The 16775-nt window shown below is 48.5% G+C and carries 15 protein-coding genes; 14 read left to right on the top strand and 1 reads right to left on the bottom strand.

Annotated elements, in window-relative coordinates:
• Nucleotides 1-32: 32 nt before the first annotated feature.
• From ACTHPA_RS01345 to ACTHPA_RS01320, 6 genes are all read left to right on the top strand, one after another.
• Nucleotides 33-1172 carry an acyl-CoA dehydrogenase gene (locus ACTHPA_RS01345; protein WP_440498256.1) on the top strand — a complete coding sequence of 380 codons (1140 nt, stop codon included), beginning with the start codon at nucleotides 33-35 and terminating at the stop codon, nucleotides 1170-1172.
• A gap of 13 nt (nucleotides 1173-1185) precedes the next feature.
• Nucleotides 1186-1812: a TetR/AcrR family transcriptional regulator gene (locus ACTHPA_RS01340; protein ID WP_440498255.1), complete on the top strand. Its 627-nt coding sequence runs from the start codon at nucleotides 1186-1188 to the stop codon at nucleotides 1810-1812.
• A gap of 17 nt (nucleotides 1813-1829) precedes the next feature.
• Nucleotides 1830-5087: a fused isobutyryl-CoA mutase/GTPase IcmF gene (gene icmF / locus ACTHPA_RS01335; protein ID WP_440498254.1), complete on the top strand. Its 3258-nt coding sequence runs from the start codon at nucleotides 1830-1832 to the stop codon at nucleotides 5085-5087.
• Nucleotides 5088-5442: 355 nt separating this feature from the next.
• On the top strand, nucleotides 5443-5607 hold the full coding sequence (locus ACTHPA_RS01330; RefSeq protein ID WP_440498253.1) for a hypothetical protein: 165 nt from the start codon (nucleotides 5443-5445) through the stop codon (nucleotides 5605-5607).
• A gap of 57 nt (nucleotides 5608-5664) precedes the next feature.
• On the top strand, nucleotides 5665-6252 hold the full coding sequence (gene rpoE / locus ACTHPA_RS01325; RefSeq protein ID WP_440498252.1) for a DNA-directed RNA polymerase subunit delta: 588 nt from the start codon (nucleotides 5665-5667) through the stop codon (nucleotides 6250-6252).
• Nucleotides 6253-6424: 172 nt separating this feature from the next.
• Nucleotides 6425-8035: a CTP synthase gene (locus ACTHPA_RS01320; RefSeq protein ID WP_440498251.1), complete on the top strand. Its 1611-nt coding sequence runs from the start codon at nucleotides 6425-6427 to the stop codon at nucleotides 8033-8035.
• 374 nt (nucleotides 8036-8409) lie between these two features.
• Here ACTHPA_RS01320 and ACTHPA_RS01315 read toward each other — a convergent pair whose 3' ends face one another.
• Nucleotides 8410-8931, bottom strand: coding sequence for a DUF2529 family protein (locus tag ACTHPA_RS01315; protein WP_440498250.1), 522 nt, complete (start codon nucleotides 8929-8931; stop codon nucleotides 8410-8412).
• Between the two features lie 167 nt (nucleotides 8932-9098).
• Here ACTHPA_RS01315 and ACTHPA_RS01310 point away from each other — a divergent pair, with 167 nt between their 5' ends.
• The 8 genes from ACTHPA_RS01310 to ACTHPA_RS01275 all read left to right on the top strand — a co-directional run bounded on the left by ACTHPA_RS01310 (nucleotide 9099) and on the right by ACTHPA_RS01275 (nucleotide 16703).
• On the top strand, nucleotides 9099-9464 hold the full coding sequence (locus ACTHPA_RS01310; RefSeq protein WP_440498249.1) for a response regulator: 366 nt from the start codon (nucleotides 9099-9101) through the stop codon (nucleotides 9462-9464).
• A 135-nt stretch (nucleotides 9465-9599) separates the two neighbouring features.
• Nucleotides 9600-10457 (top strand): class II fructose-bisphosphate aldolase, encoded by an 858-nt coding sequence (locus ACTHPA_RS01305; protein ID WP_440498248.1) that lies wholly within the window; start codon nucleotides 9600-9602, stop codon nucleotides 10455-10457.
• 552 nt (nucleotides 10458-11009) lie between these two features.
• Nucleotides 11010-11657 (top strand): fructose-6-phosphate aldolase, encoded by a 648-nt coding sequence (gene fsa, locus ACTHPA_RS01300; RefSeq protein ID WP_440498247.1) that lies wholly within the window; start codon nucleotides 11010-11012, stop codon nucleotides 11655-11657.
• Between the two features lie 20 nt (nucleotides 11658-11677).
• Nucleotides 11678-12955 carry a UDP-N-acetylglucosamine 1-carboxyvinyltransferase gene (locus ACTHPA_RS01295; RefSeq protein ID WP_440498246.1) on the top strand — a complete coding sequence of 426 codons (1278 nt, stop codon included), beginning with the start codon at nucleotides 11678-11680 and terminating at the stop codon, nucleotides 12953-12955.
• 113 nt (nucleotides 12956-13068) lie between these two features.
• Nucleotides 13069-14034: a class II fructose-bisphosphatase gene (glpX, locus tag ACTHPA_RS01290; protein WP_440498245.1), complete on the top strand. Its 966-nt coding sequence runs from the start codon at nucleotides 13069-13071 to the stop codon at nucleotides 14032-14034.
• Between the two features lie 130 nt (nucleotides 14035-14164).
• On the top strand, nucleotides 14165-15448 hold the full coding sequence (gene rho / locus ACTHPA_RS01285; RefSeq protein ID WP_440498244.1) for a transcription termination factor Rho: 1284 nt from the start codon (nucleotides 14165-14167) through the stop codon (nucleotides 15446-15448).
• A 176-nt stretch (nucleotides 15449-15624) separates the two neighbouring features.
• Entirely contained in the window at nucleotides 15625-15840 is a 216-nt protein-coding gene (rpmE, locus tag ACTHPA_RS01280) for a 50S ribosomal protein L31 (protein WP_060209476.1), read from the top strand.
• A gap of 260 nt (nucleotides 15841-16100) precedes the next feature.
• Entirely contained in the window at nucleotides 16101-16703 is a 603-nt protein-coding gene (locus ACTHPA_RS01275; RefSeq protein ID WP_440498243.1) for a thymidine kinase, read from the top strand.
• Nucleotides 16704-16775 lie beyond the last annotated feature (72 nt).

Raw genomic sequence — 16775 nt, 5'->3', positions numbered from 1 at the left:
TAGAGAAAATCTACCTATAGGAGGAAGTTGACATGGATTTTAGATTATCGGAAGAGCATGAAATGATTCGGAAAATGGTGCGTGATTTCGCGGAGAAGGATGTTGCACCGACTGCTGCGGAACGCGATGAGGAAGAGCGCTTCGATATGGATATTTGGAATAAGATGGCTGAGCTCGGGCTGACGGGAATTCCTTGGCCTGAAGAATATGGCGGCATCGGCAGCGATTATCTTGCGTATTGCATCGCGGTAGAGGAATTGTCACGCGTCTGTGCGTCGACTGGGGTTACATTATCCGCGCACACATCACTCGCTGGATGGCCGGTATACAAATTCGGTACGGAAGAGCAAAAGCAGAAGTATCTTCGTCCGATGGCGGAAGGAAAGAAAATTGGTGCGTACGGTTTGACGGAGCCGGGTTCAGGTTCTGATGCTGGCGGCATGCGTACGACTGCGAAGCTTGATGGTAACGATTACGTTCTGAACGGCTCGAAGATTTTCATTACAAACGGCGGAATTGCCGACATTTATATCGTGTTCGCAGTAACTGATCCGGAATCGAAGCATAAAGGCACAAGCGCATTCATCGTCGAGAAGGACTTCGCAGGCTTCTCGGTCGGGAAGAAGGAGAAGAAGCTCGGCATCCGTTCATCTCCTACAACTGAAATCATGTTCGACAACTGCCGCGTGCCGAAGGAGAATATGCTAGGTGCGGAAGGCGAAGGGTTCATTATCGCGATGAAGACGTTGGACGGCGGCCGGAACGGGATTGCTGCACAAGCGGTCGGTATCGCGCAAGGAGCGCTCGACGCAGCGGTCGATTATGCGAAGGAACGCGTTCAGTTTGGTAAGCCGATTGCGGCGAATCAAGGCGTCGGCTTCAAATTGGCTGATATGGCGACGGCGACGGAAGCTTCCCGCTTGCTTACATACCAGGCGGCGTGGCTCGAATCGAACGACTTGCCGTATGGAAAAGCATCCGCGATGGCGAAACTGATGGCAGGGGATACGGCGATGAAAGTGACGACGGAAGCAGTCCAAGTGTATGGCGGCTATGGTTATACGAAGGACTATCCGGTCGAGCGATTCATGCGTGACGCGAAGATTACGCAAATCTACGAAGGAACGCAGGAAATCCAGCGTCTCGTCATCTCCCGCATGTTGACAAAATAATCGGGGGTGCATGATGCAAGTGAAACGTGAAGTGAAATCGTCTGTCAAAGATGAAGGTTTGATTGAAAAAAGGCGCGAGCAGATCATCGACGGAGCCGTCCAGCTCTTCAAGGAAAAAGGATTCCACCGGGCAACGACGAGGGAGATAGCTAAAGCAGCTGGCTTCAGCATCGGCACGCTCTATGAATATATCCGTACGAAAGAGGACGTCCTCTATCTCGTCTGTGATAGCATTTACAATGAAGTGCAAAACCGACTGTCAACATTGATGGATCAGGAAGGAAATAGTGCAGGATTACGCGAAGCGATCGATTCGTATTACCACCTGATCGACGACATGTCCGACGAATTCGTCGTCATGTACCAGGAATCGAAGTCATTGCCGAAGGACGCGCTCCAATATGTCCTCAAAAAAGAGATGGAAATGGTTGCCCTATTCAAGAATTTGCTGCTCGCATGCGTACGGTCGGGTGAATTGCGCATCGGCGAGGAGGCGGTCGACATGGCGGCTCACCACGTCGTCGTACAAGGGCAAATGTGGGCATTCCGCCGATGGGCATTGCGCGGCACCTACACAATCGATCAATTCATCGACTACCAGACAGACCAATTGTTCAAGGGAATCGTGGGGAATCAATAAAAGGGGGTTGCTATAAAATGACTACAACCGAGATTTATAAACCGAAGCATCATGTGCGTTTTGTGACGGCGTCGAGCTTGTTTGATGGGCATGACGCGTCGATCAATATTATGCGCCGTATTTTGCAGTCGACGGGGGCGGAAGTGATCCACCTCGGCCATAACCGTTCCGTAGAGGAAGTCGTCAATGCGGCGATCCAGGAAGATGTGCAAGGGATTGCGATTTCCTCCTATCAGGGAGGGCATGTTGAATACTTCAAATATATGTATGACCTGCTTCAGGAAAAAGGTGCTCCTCATATCCGCATTTACGGCGGGGGTGGCGGCGTCATCTTGCCGAAGGAAATTAAGGAATTGCATGACTACGGCATCGCTTGGATTTTCTCGCCGGAGGACGGCCGCAAGATGGGGCTGCAAGGGATGATCAACCGGATGGTGGAGGAGTGCGATTTCCTTACCGAAGTGGAAGATGAATTAGCCAATCTAGAAAAAGTGGGCACGGATAATCCTGAAGTGCTTGCCAATTTGATTACGTACGCGGAGGAAATGTATAACAAGGAAAACCGTGACGCGATTAACCTCATCCAAAAAGCTAGGGAATTATCGAAAAACACGCCTGTCCTCGGGATTACAGGTACGGGGGGAGCAGGGAAATCTTCACTCACCGACGAACTGATCCGCCGTTTCTTGCGTGAATTGCCGGATAAGAAAGTCGCCATCCTCTCGATCGACCCGACGAAGCAGAAGACGGGTGGCGCGCTGCTCGGCGACCGGATCCGCATGAACGCCATTTTCAACAAGCGCGTCTTCATGCGCAGCTTGGCGACACGCGGTTCCCGCTCCGAGCTATCGGGCGCCATTAAGGATGTGCTCGACGTCGTGAAAACGGCTGGCTACGATCTGATCATCGTTGAGACGAGCGGGATCGGGCAAGGGGATGCTGAGATTACCGAAGTATCCGACGTGTCAATGTACGTCATGACGAGCGAATTCGGTGCACCGACGCAGCTCGAGAAGATCGACATGATCGATTTCGCAGATTTGATCGTCATTAATAAATTTGAGCGGAAAGGGTCCGAAGATGCGCTTAGCCAAGTGCAGAAGCAATACCAACGGAGCCATCTCCTTTTCGATAAAGATCTCGACACGATGCCTGTCTACGGCACGATTGCGAGCCAATTCAACGACAAAGGGACGAATTCACTGTTTGCTGCACTCGTTTCGAAGTTGAATGAAAAATGCGGCCTTGATTGGGAAACTTCTTACACTGATTTTGTGAAAACGCAAAAACAGAACGTCATCATCCCGAACGACCGCGTTCATTATTTACGTGAAATCGCAAGCACAATCCGCGATTATCATAAGAAATCCGCGCAGCAAGTCGATCTTGCCCGCCGTTTATTCCAACTGGAGGGCGCGATTGAGGCGGTGAATGAAAAATCGCCTGACAATGCGCTCGTCGCTTCGCTTGAATCATTGGCGGAAAGTGTGCGTGAAGAGCTTTCTGGGGAATCAAAGCGGATTCTCAACAACTGGGAAACTTTGAAAGAATCGTATGCGGGTGATGAGTTCATTACGAAAATCCGTGATAAAGAGCTTCGCACTCTGCTAACGACGACAAGTTTGTCAGGGTTGAAGATTCCGAAAGTGTCATTGCCGAAATTCAAGGATTATGGCGAGATTCTTCGCTGGGTGTACAAAGAGAATGTCCCGGGCTCATTCCCATATACAGCAGGAGTGTTCCCGTTCAAGCGGGAAGGCGAGGATCCGAAACGCCAATTTGCGGGAGAAGGGACGCCGGAACGGACGAACCGCCGCTTCCACTACCTCTCGAAAGATGATGACGCAAAACGGCTGTCCACAGCATTCGACTCGGTCACGTTATACGGTGAAGATCCCGACGAGCGTCCGGACATTTACGGCAAAGTCGGAGAATCAGGCGTCAGCATTTGTACGCTCGAAGACATGAAAAAGCTATATGACGGCTTTGACCTATGCGCGCCGTCAACATCCGTTTCGATGACGATCAACGGTCCTGCGCCGATCATCCTTGCGATGTTCATGAATACGGCCGTCGATCAGCAAGTGAAGCTGAAAGAGGAAGAACTAGGCCGCGTGTTGACAGTCGAGGAATTCACTGAAGTCCGGAATGCGACGCTGCAAGTCGTCCGCGGAACGGTGCAAGCGGACATTCTGAAGGAAGACCAAGGGCAGAATACATGCATCTTCTCGACGGAATTCGCGCTCCGCATGATGGGCGATATCCAGCAATATTTCATCGACCAGAAAGTGCGCAACTACTACTCTGTCTCAATTTCTGGCTATCATATTGCGGAAGCCGGAGCAAATCCGATTTCGCAGCTTGCGTTCACGCTTGCGAACGGATTCACGTACGTCGAGTACTATTTGAGCCGTGGCATGAACGTCGATGATTTCGCACCGAACTTGTCGTTCTTCTTCTCGAACGGACTTGATCCGGAGTATACAGTCATCGGCCGGGTTGCTCGCCGCATTTGGGCAGTCGCCATGCGTGAAAAATATGGCGCAAATGAACGAAGCCAAAAGCTGAAGTATCACGTACAGACGTCCGGACGAAGCTTGCATGCACAAGAAATCGACTTCAACGATATCCGTACGACATTACAAGCGCTTATGGCATTGCAGGACAACTGCAACTCGCTCCATACAAATGCGTACGACGAAGCGATTACGACACCGACGGAGGAATCGGTCCGCCGTGCGATGGCGATCCAAATGATCATTACGAAGGAACACGGACTCTCGAAGAACGAAAATCCGCTCCAAGGATCTTTCATTATCGAAGAACTGACCGACCTCGTCGAAGAGTCCGTTCTACAGGAATTCGACCGTCTGAACGACCGCGGCGGCGTGCTTGGATCGATGGAAACGCAATACCAGCGAGGTAAAATCCAAGAGGAATCGATGCTCTACGAAATGAAGAAGCACTCGGGCGAACTGCCGATCATCGGCGTAAACACGTACTTGAACCCGAATCCGCCTTCCGAAGAGGACATCGACAATATGGAAATCGCCCGTGCGACGAAGGAAGAGAAAGAGACGCAAATCGCCAACTTGCGCGCCTTCCAATCGAAGCATGGCGACACGTCAGCGGAAGCGTTGAAAAAACTGCAAGAAGTCGCAATGACAGGCGGCAATATCTTCGCAGAGCTGATGGAAACCGTCAAAGTTGCAAGCCTCGGCCAAATTACGAACGCACTTTACGAAGTAGGCGGCCAATATCGCAGGAATATGTAATGAATGAAATGGGGAACGCTCAGCCTGTTGAAAAACGCTCGCATCCGTTGTTGCTCGTCTCGCTCGTCCGCTCATGAACTTTAGTTCTATTCGCGTCTTCGCTTGACTTCGCGCCTAGGCTGACAAGCGTTTTCATTCAGGCTGAGAAAGTTGCTGACCATTGCTATATACCTAAAAAAGTGTAGACAAAGTCGAAAAGATGACTTTGTCTACACTCCGGAACGCTCTTATGGAAGGGCGTTCTTTTTCAAACGGCTTTCATTCATAAAAACATTTCGAAAAATCATTTTGAAAAGTGGATTTTGCCTGTTCCTTCCACGTATAATAAAAGAACATTGGGGAAAGAGGTGAGGAGATGAAACTGTATCATCATGTATTGATTATTATAGTGATCATAATCCTCATCTTTTCCTTATACGGTGTAGGTTACGGTGCCATTCCATTCTTGCTTGCCGCCCTTTATCTCGGCTTCCTAAGCGTCAAAGAATTCCAACGCTTCAAGAAGAGTAGAAGATGGTAGCATAACAGGCACTTCATTGTATATAATGATAATTATGCTTTTGCTCAGAGAAAGGACGTGCGTACGTTGAATCTACATGAATTAACGAAAGAAGAACTACTGGAAGAATCAATGATCGATATCGCTTATGCCATATTGACGGAACGACGGGTAGCATTGACACTTGAACAACTATTGAATGAAATCCGTGAATTGACAGGAATATCGGAGAGTGAAGTGAAGGACAGGCTGCTTCAATTCTACACAGATATGAATATCGATGGAAGATTCCTTGCCATTAACAACAATGAATGGGGCTTGCGTGAATGGTATCCGGTCGACCAGATCGAAGAAGAAACGGCTCCTGTCGTCAAAGTTCGCAAGAAGAAAAAGAAAAAAGCGTATGACGATGAGGACGAAGAAGAGGAAGACGAAGAGGAAGAAGAAATCGACGAAGACGAGTTGTTCGACGAAGAATTCGACGAGCTCGATGATGACGACGAAGAAGATTTGGATGAAGAAGATGAAGAAGAAGAAATCATCGAAATCGAAGAGGATCTCATCGGTGACGATGAAGAGCTCGAAATCGTACCTGACGACGAATTAGATATTGACGATGAAGACGAAGAAGATGAGGAAGACGAGGAAGAAGAGGACCTTCTCTAATACTTTCCACTTGACTTCGGGCCTTTAAGGATTTAAGCTTCTATTTGGGCTCCTTGAAAAAGGACACATGAATCCGTGTATAAGCGCTCCTCTTGTAGATAATCTACAGTGGAGCGCTTTTTTCGTATTTTACGACATTCGACCGACCCCCATCACGAAGGAGGAGCTTTAGATGACAAAATATATTTTTGTAACCGGCGGAGTTGTTTCGTCTTTAGGAAAAGGTATTAATGCCGCATCCCTTGGAAGACTGTTGAAAAGCAGAGGCTTGCAAGTGACCAACCAAAAATTTGATCCATACATCAATTTGGATCCACGCATGATGAGCCCATACCAGCACGGTGAAGTTTTCGTAACAGAAGACGGTGCTGAAACCGACCTCGACATCGGCCACTATGAACGGTTCATTGACATCAAATTGAACAAATACTCCAACGTCACAATGGGGAAAGTATACTCTTCCGTTCTGCGGAAAGAGCGCCGCGGTGATTACAAAGGGGCGACAGTTCAAGTCATCCCGCATATTACAAATGAAATCAAAAGCCTCATAAAAAGGGCTGGCCAAGAAACGAACGCTGACGTCGTCATTACCGAAATCGGCGGAAGCGTCGGCGATATCGAATCGCTTCCATATCTCGAAGCAATCCGTCAAATGAAGACTGATCTTGGCAAAGATGATGTCATGTACATCCATAATACGCTAGTTCCTTACTTGCACGCTGCCGGTGAAATGAAAACCAAACCGACACAGCATAGTGTAAAAGAATTGCGCAGCCTCGGCATCCAGCCGAATATGATCGTCGTCCGCAGTGAATACCCTGTACCGCAGGAAATGAAAGATAAAATCGCTTTATTCTGCAACATCAAACCTGAAGAAGTTATCGAAGCGCTTGATGTGGAAACATTATACGAAGTGCCGATCCGTCTTCATGAGCAAAACATGGACAAGATCGTCGTTGATTTCCTTGGCCTCGAAACGAAAGAGCCGGATTTGACAGAAATCCAGGAGCTTATCGATCGTGTCAGCCATCTATCACGAAAAGTGAAAATTGCACTTGTTGGTAAATATGTAGAATTGCAAGATGCTTATATTTCTGCAGTGGAAGCATTCCGCCATGCCGGCTACGAATTCGATACAGACATCGAAATCGACTGGATCAATTCCGAAGAAGTGACGAATGAAAACGTCGAAGACATCTTGAAGGATGCAGACGGCATCTTCGTTCCTGGCGGATTCGGAGACCGTGGCATCGACGGCAAAATCGAAGCAATCAGCTACGCGCGTGAACATAACATTCCATTCTTCGGCGTTGGCCTCGGCATGCAACTTGCTGCAGTGGAATTCGCACGCGACGTCCTTGGCATCAAAGACGCGCATTCCGCTGAATTTGACGGTGAAACGTCCAATCCTATCATCGAAAACAACCGTGACTTCGAAGAACGTTCTGACATCGAGCAAGCGAGCGGAGACATGAGACTCGGAGCGCATCCATGTAAGTTGACGGAAGGCACGAAAACGCAAGAAGCGTATAACGATGAATTGGTATACGAGCGTCATCGCCACCGCTTCGAATTCAACAATATTTATCGCGAGCAATTCGAAAGCGCCGGCATGATCGTAGCAGGCGAAAGCCCGGACGGCCATCTCGTGGAAATCATTGAGTTGAAGGACCACCCGTTCTTCATCGGAACTCAATTCCATCCAGAATTCGCATCACGCCCGAGCCGCCCACAGCCGCTCATCCGCGAATTCATCCGCGCAGCACTCGCGCACCAAGGGTAATAGCCAATAAAAAAACAGAAACCACCATAATTTGGTTGGTTTCTGTTTTTTTTATATTGAATGAAAGGGCAGCGCTCATAAAAATCGGAAAAGCGCTCAAGAATCGCGGCAAGCGCTCAAGAATACGGAAAAGCGCTCAAGAACCGCGGCAAGCGCTCAAGAATACGGAAAAGCGCTCAAGAATCGCGGCAAGCGCTCAAGAATACGGAAAAGCGCTCAAGAACCGCGGAAAACGCTCAAGAATACGGAAAAGCGCTCAAGAACCGCGGAAAACGCTCAAGAATACGGAAAAGCGCTCAAGAACTGCGGCAAACGCTCAAGAATACGGAAAAACGCTCATAAATCCGAATGAACGCTCATAACCGCCCCATAACTTACTCCTCTTCACTCACCATCTCGTCATACGCCATCTTAACCGCCTCATACAAAAATAGCGCAGCTAACAAATTCGGCTGAACGATTCGGCTGCCGATATCCTCGCCCGGCAATATCCCTTTCAACACACCTGTCGCCATATACGTATACGCCAAATCCGCCAATTCGTTATCCTCAGTCGCTTTCTCGCTCGCAACGACGGCGAACGGAATGAATTTCCCGGCGAGCAACCGCGCTAATTCTAGCGCTCGCGCGTCCGCTGCTGACCGAGCAAAAAGCCACACTCGATCCTCGGAATGAATCTCCATCCCTTCCTCATAAAGTACAGCACCTTTGAACGGTTCCGCGGCAAACGTTGCGTTTAATCCGACGGCTTCCATTTCATCGAAGCCGGCAAATATAACCCGTCCTTCCCCAATCGTCGCCTGAGCCAACAGCCGCGCCGTCTCCTCGACGGCCTCTTCATTATTCGAACCGGCACGCTGCAAAAGCCCGCCGATTTGTGTCGTCAATATTTTCATGTAAACCACCTCGTTCCCATTATATTTACTAGCAGGAATAAAACCAAGTTTTGCAATGCGGTTTTGCCGAAAAACAAAGTCGCAATAATTATAAAAAAAGAAGGAGTTTCAACATTTTTGTCAAATTGTAATCTATTGGGTCAATTAAATAAAAAGGGGTGGACCTTTTGAAGAGTTTGCTAATCGTCGACGATCAAGCCGGAATACGACTTTTACTAAATGAGGTATTCACAAAAGAGGGGTTTGAAGCGAGGTTGGCCGCAAATGGCGCGGAAGCTCTCCAATCGGTTACAGAAAAAGAACCCGATTGCGTCTTACTGGACATGAAAATGCCGGGAATTGACGGAGTGGAAGTGTTGAAAAGGCTAAAGAAAGACTGGCCTCACATACCTGTAATCATGATGACAGCCTATGGGGAGGTCGAACTTACAGACGAGGCCATTGAAAACGGTGCAGAAAAGTATTTTACAAAACCATTCAATATTTACGAAGTGCGTGATGCGGTCAAAGAAATTTTGATTCGCCAGGATTAAAAAAATAGAAAACGAAGACGCGCTGCGGCAACAACCCAGACAGTAGTAAATGCTGTCTGTTTTTGTTATGATAAAAGAGGTAAATATTGATTCAAACAATAAATTTTTCTCGACGATCCGGAGGAGGCTATTGCAATGGCACTTGTTTCAATGAAAGAAATGATGATCAAAGGCAAAAATGAAGGATATGCAATCGGACAGTTCAACTTGAACAACCTGGAATACACGCAGGCGATCCTGCAAGCGGCGCAAGAAGAGAATTCCCCGGTAATACTTGGTGTTTCCGAAGGAGCGGGCCGTTATATGGGCGGGTTTACGACTGTCGTCAACATGGTGAAAGGGTTAATGCATGATTACAATATCACCGTTCCCGTCGCTATCCATCTGGACCACGGATCCAGTTTCGAAAAATGCAAAGAGGCGATCGACGCAGGCTTCACATCTGTCATGATCGACGCATCTTCCAAACCTCTAGCGGAAAACATTGAAATCACGAAAAAAGTTGTGGAATATGCCCACGCAAAAGGCGTATCCGTTGAAGCAGAGCTTGGAGTTGTCGGTGGACAGGAAGACGACGTCATCGCTGACGGAGTCATTTACGCAGACCCTGCAGAATGTAAAGAGCTCGTCGACAGCACAGACATTGACTGCTTGGCACCAGCACTCGGATCGGTTCACGGACCATACAAAGGAGAGCCGAACTTAGGATTCAAGGAAATGGAAGAAATCTCGAGCCAATCAGACCTTCCACTCGTCCTACACGGCGGAACAGGCATCCCGACGAAAGATATCCAACGCGCAATCTCACTCGGCACTGCAAAAATCAACGTCAACACTGAAAATCAAATCGAAGGCACAAAAGCCGTCCGCGACATATTGAACGCAGACGCCAACGTCTACGATCCACGTAAATACCTAGCACCAATGCGCGACGCCATCAAGAAAACAGTCATCGGCAAAATGCGCGAGTTTGGTAGCTCGGGAAAAGCGTAAGGCGCTTGCTCAGTAGAGGTTCGCAGTCTAAGGGCGCCGCTTCCTGCGGCAACGACTGCATGACCGGCTTCCTGCCGGCCTCAGGCATAAGGCGAAGATGCGGCGTGGCGCTTTTTGCCACAGAGCACCTTTGACTTATGACCCGAGCAAATCGAACTGCGAAGGGTTCGATTTGCCGTATTTCTGCGGTTTTTGCAGAAATTAAGGCATCCATTTCTAGCGCCTGAAGCTAGACAAGGAAAAGCTTAATTCATACTGATTATTAGAATGAGTTATGAAAATATATTGATTGAAGCGGAAGGCGGCGACTCCTGGGGGAAAAGCACGAGCTGAAGACCCCACAACGAAGCGAAGCGAAGTGAGGAGGCTGAAGCCATGCCCCCGGAAAGCATCCGCCTGTAGCGAAAGCCGTCACGAAGAATGGCTTTTGCGAGCAAAAGCACTAGCGTTGCGAGCACCGGTACTTCCGGAAATCTTAGCAGCAATCAGGAGAAGCATCAAAATCAGATGCATTCTCCTTCTTTTCCATACATCGAAGGAGGAACTATACTCATGAAATTTTTCATCGACACGGCAAACTTTGAAGAAATAAAAGAAGCGCATAGCTGGGGAATCCTATCCGGCGTAACAACAAACCCTTCACTCGTAGCGAAAGAAAACATTTCATTCCACGACAGACTGCGCGAAATCACAGCACTCGTACCAGGATCTGTCAGCGCTGAAGTCATCGCACTCGACGCAGAAGGAATGATCAAAGAAGGACGCGAACTCGCAAAAATCGCGCCGAACATCACTGTAAAGCTTCCAATGACGCCAGAAGGACTGAAAGCATGCTCCGTTTTCGCACAAGAAGGCATCAAAACAAACGTGACCCTCATTTTCAGTGCCAACCAAGCATTGCTTGCAGCACGCGCTGGAGCCACTTACGTATCCCCATTCCTCGGCAGACTCGATGATATTGGTCAAGAAGGAATTCATCTGATCAGCACAATCGCGGACATCTTCACAATTCATGACATGGATACGCAAATTATTGCAGCTTCCATCCGCAGCCCGCAGCATATTACAGACGCGGCACTTGCAGGAGCACATATCGCAACAACGCCGTTCAACGTGCTCAAGCAATTATTCAACCATCCGTTGACAGACAAAGGCATTCAGCAATTCCTTGATGATTGGGAAGCAAGAAAGAACAAGTGAAACGCCTAAAGGAGACTGAAATGGACGTTTATAAAATTAGAGGCGGCAAACCTCTACGTGGAACGATAAAAGTAAGCGGAGCGAAAAACAGTGCCGTCGCATTGATTCCGGCTTCTATTTTGGCGGATTCACCTGTAACGATCGACGGACTTCCGGAAATCTCGGACGTCCTCACTCTTAAAGCGCTCCTTGAAGATATTGGCGGGAAAGTGGAATTTGAATCGGGCAAGATGACGATCGACCCGACAGAAATGATTGCCATGCCACTTCCAAACGGCAACGTGAAAAAATTGAGAGCATCGTATTACATGATGGGTGCTATGCTTGGGCGTTTCAAACATGCAGCAATCGGCCTTCCCGGAGGATGCCATTTAGGCCCTCGTCCAATCGATCAGCACATTAAGGGCTTCGAAGCATTGGGAGCAAAAGTAACGAACGAGCACGGCGCCATCTACTTGCGTGCCGATGAATTGCGCGGCGCAAAAATCTATTTGGACGTCGTCTCTGTCGGTGCGACAATTAATATTATGCTCGCTGCAGTTCGTGCAAAAGGGCGGACGATCATTGAAAACGCGGCGAAAGAACCGGAAATCATCGATGTTGCCACTTTGCTATCGAATATGGGCGCCAACATTAAAGGTGCTGGAACGAATGTTATCCGCATCGAAGGCGTCGAGCGACTGCACGGTACGAAGCATACGATCATTCCGGACAGAATCGAAGCGGGCACTTTCATGATCATGGCGGCTGCAGTCGGTGACGGCATTACGATTGATAACGTCATTCCGTTCCACGTTGAAGCATTGACCGCGAAATTACGCGAGATGGGCGTCAAAGTGGAGGAAAGGGAAGAGCATATCTTCATTCCAAAGTCGGAGAGTTTGATGGCGGTTGACGTGAAAACGCTCGTCTACCCAGGATTCCCGACCGACTTGCAGCAACCGTTCTCCGTTTTATTGACGCAGGCAAACGGCTCATCCGTCATCACAGATACGATCTATTCTGCGCGCTTCAAGCAAATAGATGAACTAAGACGGATGAATGCCGACGGAAAAGTGGAAGGGCAATCAGTCATTCTTTCTGGGCCTGCTTCACTTCAGGCGGCGACGGTCCGTGCTTCCGACCTCCGTGCAGGAGCAGCCCTCATCATTGCGGGATTGCTCGCTGAAGGCGAAACGGAAATCCAGGAAATTCAACATATCGAACGGGGCTACAGCTCGATCATCGAGAAACTTCGCGGCATTGGGGCGGACATCCGAAAAGAGTCGGTGCCCGAGAAAGCGATTATCAGTGAATAAAAACCTTATGCTATACTAAAGACGAATCTTACAACTTAGAATAAAAAGCACGTAATTGAAAAGAATAGCGTTTAAGTTATAATGAAATGCGCTAAACGGGAGGAACAATCATAATGGAACGCAGTTTATCGATGGAATTAGTACGTGTAACAGAGGCGGCGGCAGTATCGGCTTCCCGCTGGATGGGGCGCGGTTTGAAAAACGAAGCGGATGACGCCGCAACGACAGCGATGCGTACTGTGTTCGACACGATTCCGATGCAAGGAGTCGTCGTAATCGGCGAAGGCGAAATGGACGAAGCACCAATGCTTTATATCGGTGAAGAGCTCGGAACAGGCGAAGGCCCGGAAGTGGACGTTGCCGTCGACCCGCTGGAAGGTACGAACATTGTCGCATCAGGAGGCTGGAATGCGCTAGCAGTCATCGCAATCGCGGATAAAGGAAACCTCCTCAACGCACCTGACATGTACATGGAAAAAATCGCGGTCGGACCTGAAGCGGTCGGTAAAATCGACATCAATGCATCCGTCACGGATAACTTGCACGCTGTCGCCAAAGCGAAAAACAAATCAATCGATGAAGTTGTGGCAACTGTCCTCAACCGTGAACGCCATTCGAAAATTATTGAAGAAATCAGAGCTGCTGGCGCGCGCATCAAGCTTATCAATGACGGTGACGTCGCAGCAGCGATCAATACAGCATTTGACGACACAGGCGTAGACATCCTATTCGGCCTCGGCGGAGCACCTGAAGGCGTGATCGCGGCAGTTGGACTCAAATGCCTAGGCGGAGAAATCCAAGGCCGTCTTATCCCTTCAAATGAAGAAGAGCGCCTCCGTTGCGAAAAAATGGGCATCGATGTCTCGAAAGTCCTCTACATGGATGACCTTGTCAAAGGCGACGACGCCATCTTCGCCGCGACAGGCGTTACAGACGGCGAATTGTTGCGCGGCGTTCAATTCAAAGGCGGCTACAGCGAAACCCACTCACTCGTTATGCGATCCAAATCCGGAACAATCCGTTTCGTAGAAGGACGCCACAGCATGAAGAAAAAACCGAACTTGGTAATGGAAGACTGAATATGTTTTAATTAAAAATAGCAAGCCTCAGCCCGGCTTTCCGCCGGGCATCCTTCTAATGTCGGTTCACCTACCCAATTGAAAAAAACCTCAAAACGAAAAACAAATAAAGAGTGGAGCTTACGATACTATGCCAATTCTAACAATCGCCAGCTTGGAAAATATGACCCTGAAAGAGTTATATGAGCTTGCAAGAGAATACAAAATCTCCTATTACAGCAAACTAACGAAAAAAGAGCTGATTTTCGCCATCCTGAAATCAAGAGCCGAACAGGAAGGGTTTTTCTTCATGGAAGGCGTACTCGAAATCATTCAATCAGAAGGATACGGATTCCTTCGTCCAATCAACTACTCGCCTAGCTCCGAAGACATCTACATCTCCGCTTCCCAAATCAGACGATTCGATTTACGGAACGGAGACAAAGTAACAGGGAAAGTACGTCCGCCGAAAGAAAATGAACGGTATTACGGCTTGCTGCAAGTAGAAGCAGTCAACGGGGAAGACCCGGAAGTCGCAAGGGAACGCGTCCATTTCCCAGCACTCACGCCGCTTTATCCAGATCGTCATATTAAACTTGAAACAACACCACATAAACTGTCGACTCGCATTATGGACCTAGTATCCCCAGTCGGATTCGGTCAGCGTGGATTGATCGTTGCTCCTCCTAAAGCGGGAAAAACGATGCTCTTGAAGGAAATCGCCAATGCCATTACGACGAATCATCCTGAAGCAGAATTGATCGTCCTCCTTATCGACGAGCGTCCAGAGGAAGTGACGGACATCGAACGTTCTGTCAACGCCGATGTTGTCAGCTCGACATTCGACGAAGTTCCAGAAAACCACGTCAAAGTGGCCGAGCTTGTTCTTGAACGCGCCATGCGCCTCGTAGAACATAAACGAGACGTCGTCATTCTGATGGATTCCATCACAAGATTGGCGCGCGCGTATAACCTCGTCATCCCGCCAAGCGGCCGTACGCTTTCAGGCGGTATCGACCCTGCGGCATTCCACCGTCCGAAGCGTTTCTTCGGTGCAGCGCGGAATCTTGAGGAAGGCGGCAGCTTGACGATTTTGGCAACCGCTTTGATCGACACAGGTTCGCGTATGGATGAAGTCATTTACGAGGAATTCAAAGGGACCGGAAACATGGAATTGCATCTTGACCGCAGCCTAGCAGAACGCCGTATCTTCCCGGCTCTCGACATCCGTCGCTCTGGAACGCGTAAAGAGGAATTGCTCATCCCGACCGAACAACTCGAAAAACTGTGGGCAATCCGAAAAACGTTCTCCGACGCACCAGATTTCGCAGAACGCTTCCTGAAAAAACTACGTCAATCCAAATCGAACGAAGAGTTCTTCGACAAGCTCAATGAAGAAATGAAAGCCCATCGCAACGGAAAAGGGCTGCTTTGATTCGAAATAAAAATCTGGACAATGCCCGTCCAATTTGTTATAATTCTTGAGTATGGTTTATAGCCATCTGCTGCATATGCGGTTGACATATTCGGACCGTGTAAGGCATCAGTCTTATGCAACACCCTACAATAATACTCTGTTCCAGATGGTTCAGGGCGAGAGGAGAGAGACCGATGAGAGCAGGAATTCATCCAAACTACAAAGTAGCGACTGTTACTTGTTCATGTGGAAACACATTCGAAACAGGTTCTGTAAAAGAGGACATTCGCGTTGAAGTTTGTTCAGAATGCCATCCATTCTACACTGGACGCCAAAAATTCGCTGCAGCGGACGGACGTATCGACCGCTTCAACAAAAAATATGGCTTCAAAGAAGAAGGACAAGAATAAGAACATTCCAACCCGCCAACATTGTTTGGCGGGTTTTCAATTTGGGAATAAAACGAATAGATTTCTTTTTGAACACACTCCTTTCTTTATCATGTGGCGCGAAGATAATTTCTCTTGATTGGCGCTATCCACGGACCCTCCATAACATATTCTGACACGAAATAAAAGACGTCCTTTCCACGGTTTTTTAATGTATGATAGACATTCCGACAACAAACAGAACAACTTTACATATAGCAAGAATTGAAAGGGGAACCAACATGTACGTAACAATGCAAGGCGGCTGGATAGAAGTGATTTGTGGAAGCATGTTTTCAGGAAAATCCGAGGAATTGATCCGACGCGTACGCCGCGCTCAATTTGCGAAACAAAAAATTGCAGTTTTCAAGCCAGAAATCGACGACCGATATAGCGAGGAAGCAGTCGTCAGCCATAACGGAACGACAGTCATTGCCACACCGGTTGCCGAATCGACACAAATTGAGCAATTTGTAAAAGATGATTACGATATCATCGCAATTGACGAAGCGCAATTTTTCGATGAAGGCATCGTCGACGTCGTCATGGAATTGGCAGATCGTGGATTCCGTGTCATCGTCGCAGGACTCGACCAAGATTTCCGAGGAGAACCATTCGGACCAATGCCGCAGCTCATGGCTGTCGCTGAAAACGTCACAAAATTGCAAGCTGTTTGCACCGTCTGCGGATCCCCTGCTAGCCGGACGCAGCGGCTCATTAACGGACAACCTGCCGGATATGACGATCCGATCATCCTCGTCGGTGCATCCGAAGCATACGAAGCAAGATGCCGCATGCACCATGAAGTCCCAAACGGCGTAACCGCGAACGTGGCGGTTAAATAAATATTGAAATGACAGCATGGATTAGTTCTATGCTGTTTTTTTATTGCCCTTGAAACACACACTATCCACAAC

The organism is Sporosarcina sp. SAFN-015, assembly GCF_051966875.1.
Lineage (GTDB): Bacteria > Bacillota > Bacilli > Bacillales_A > Planococcaceae > Sporosarcina.
Note: the sequence above shows the minus strand (reverse complement) of the source record. Positions and strands in the feature narration are given on the sequence as shown.

Excerpts from the sequence above, each read along its gene's own strand:
- ACTHPA_RS01345 (WP_440498256.1), top strand. The coding sequence starts at position 33 with ATGGATTTTAGATTATCGGAAGAGCATGAAATGATTCGGAAAATGGTG.
- ACTHPA_RS01340 (WP_440498255.1), top strand. The coding sequence starts at position 1,186 with ATGCAAGTGAAACGTGAAGTGAAATCGTCTGTCAAAGATGAAGGTTTG.
- icmF (WP_440498254.1), top strand. The coding sequence starts at position 1,830 with ATGACTACAACCGAGATTTATAAACCGAAGCATCATGTGCGTTTTGTG.
- ACTHPA_RS01330 (WP_440498253.1), top strand. The coding sequence starts at position 5,443 with ATGAAACTGTATCATCATGTATTGATTATTATAGTGATCATAATCCTC.
- ACTHPA_RS01320 (WP_440498251.1), top strand. The coding sequence starts at position 6,425 with ATGACAAAATATATTTTTGTAACCGGCGGAGTTGTTTCGTCTTTAGGA.
- ACTHPA_RS01315 (WP_440498250.1), bottom strand. The coding sequence starts at position 8,931 with ATGAAAATATTGACGACACAAATCGGCGGGCTTTTGCAGCGTGCCGGT.
- ACTHPA_RS01305 (WP_440498248.1), top strand. The coding sequence starts at position 9,600 with ATGGCACTTGTTTCAATGAAAGAAATGATGATCAAAGGCAAAAATGAA.
- fsa (WP_440498247.1), top strand. The coding sequence starts at position 11,010 with ATGAAATTTTTCATCGACACGGCAAACTTTGAAGAAATAAAAGAAGCG.
- ACTHPA_RS01295 (WP_440498246.1), top strand. The coding sequence starts at position 11,678 with ATGGACGTTTATAAAATTAGAGGCGGCAAACCTCTACGTGGAACGATA.
- glpX (WP_440498245.1), top strand. The coding sequence starts at position 13,069 with ATGGAACGCAGTTTATCGATGGAATTAGTACGTGTAACAGAGGCGGCG.
- rho (WP_440498244.1), top strand. The coding sequence starts at position 14,165 with ATGCCAATTCTAACAATCGCCAGCTTGGAAAATATGACCCTGAAAGAG.
- rpmE (WP_060209476.1), top strand. The coding sequence starts at position 15,625 with ATGAGAGCAGGAATTCATCCAAACTACAAAGTAGCGACTGTTACTTGT.
- ACTHPA_RS01275 (WP_440498243.1), top strand. The coding sequence starts at position 16,101 with ATGTACGTAACAATGCAAGGCGGCTGGATAGAAGTGATTTGTGGAAGC.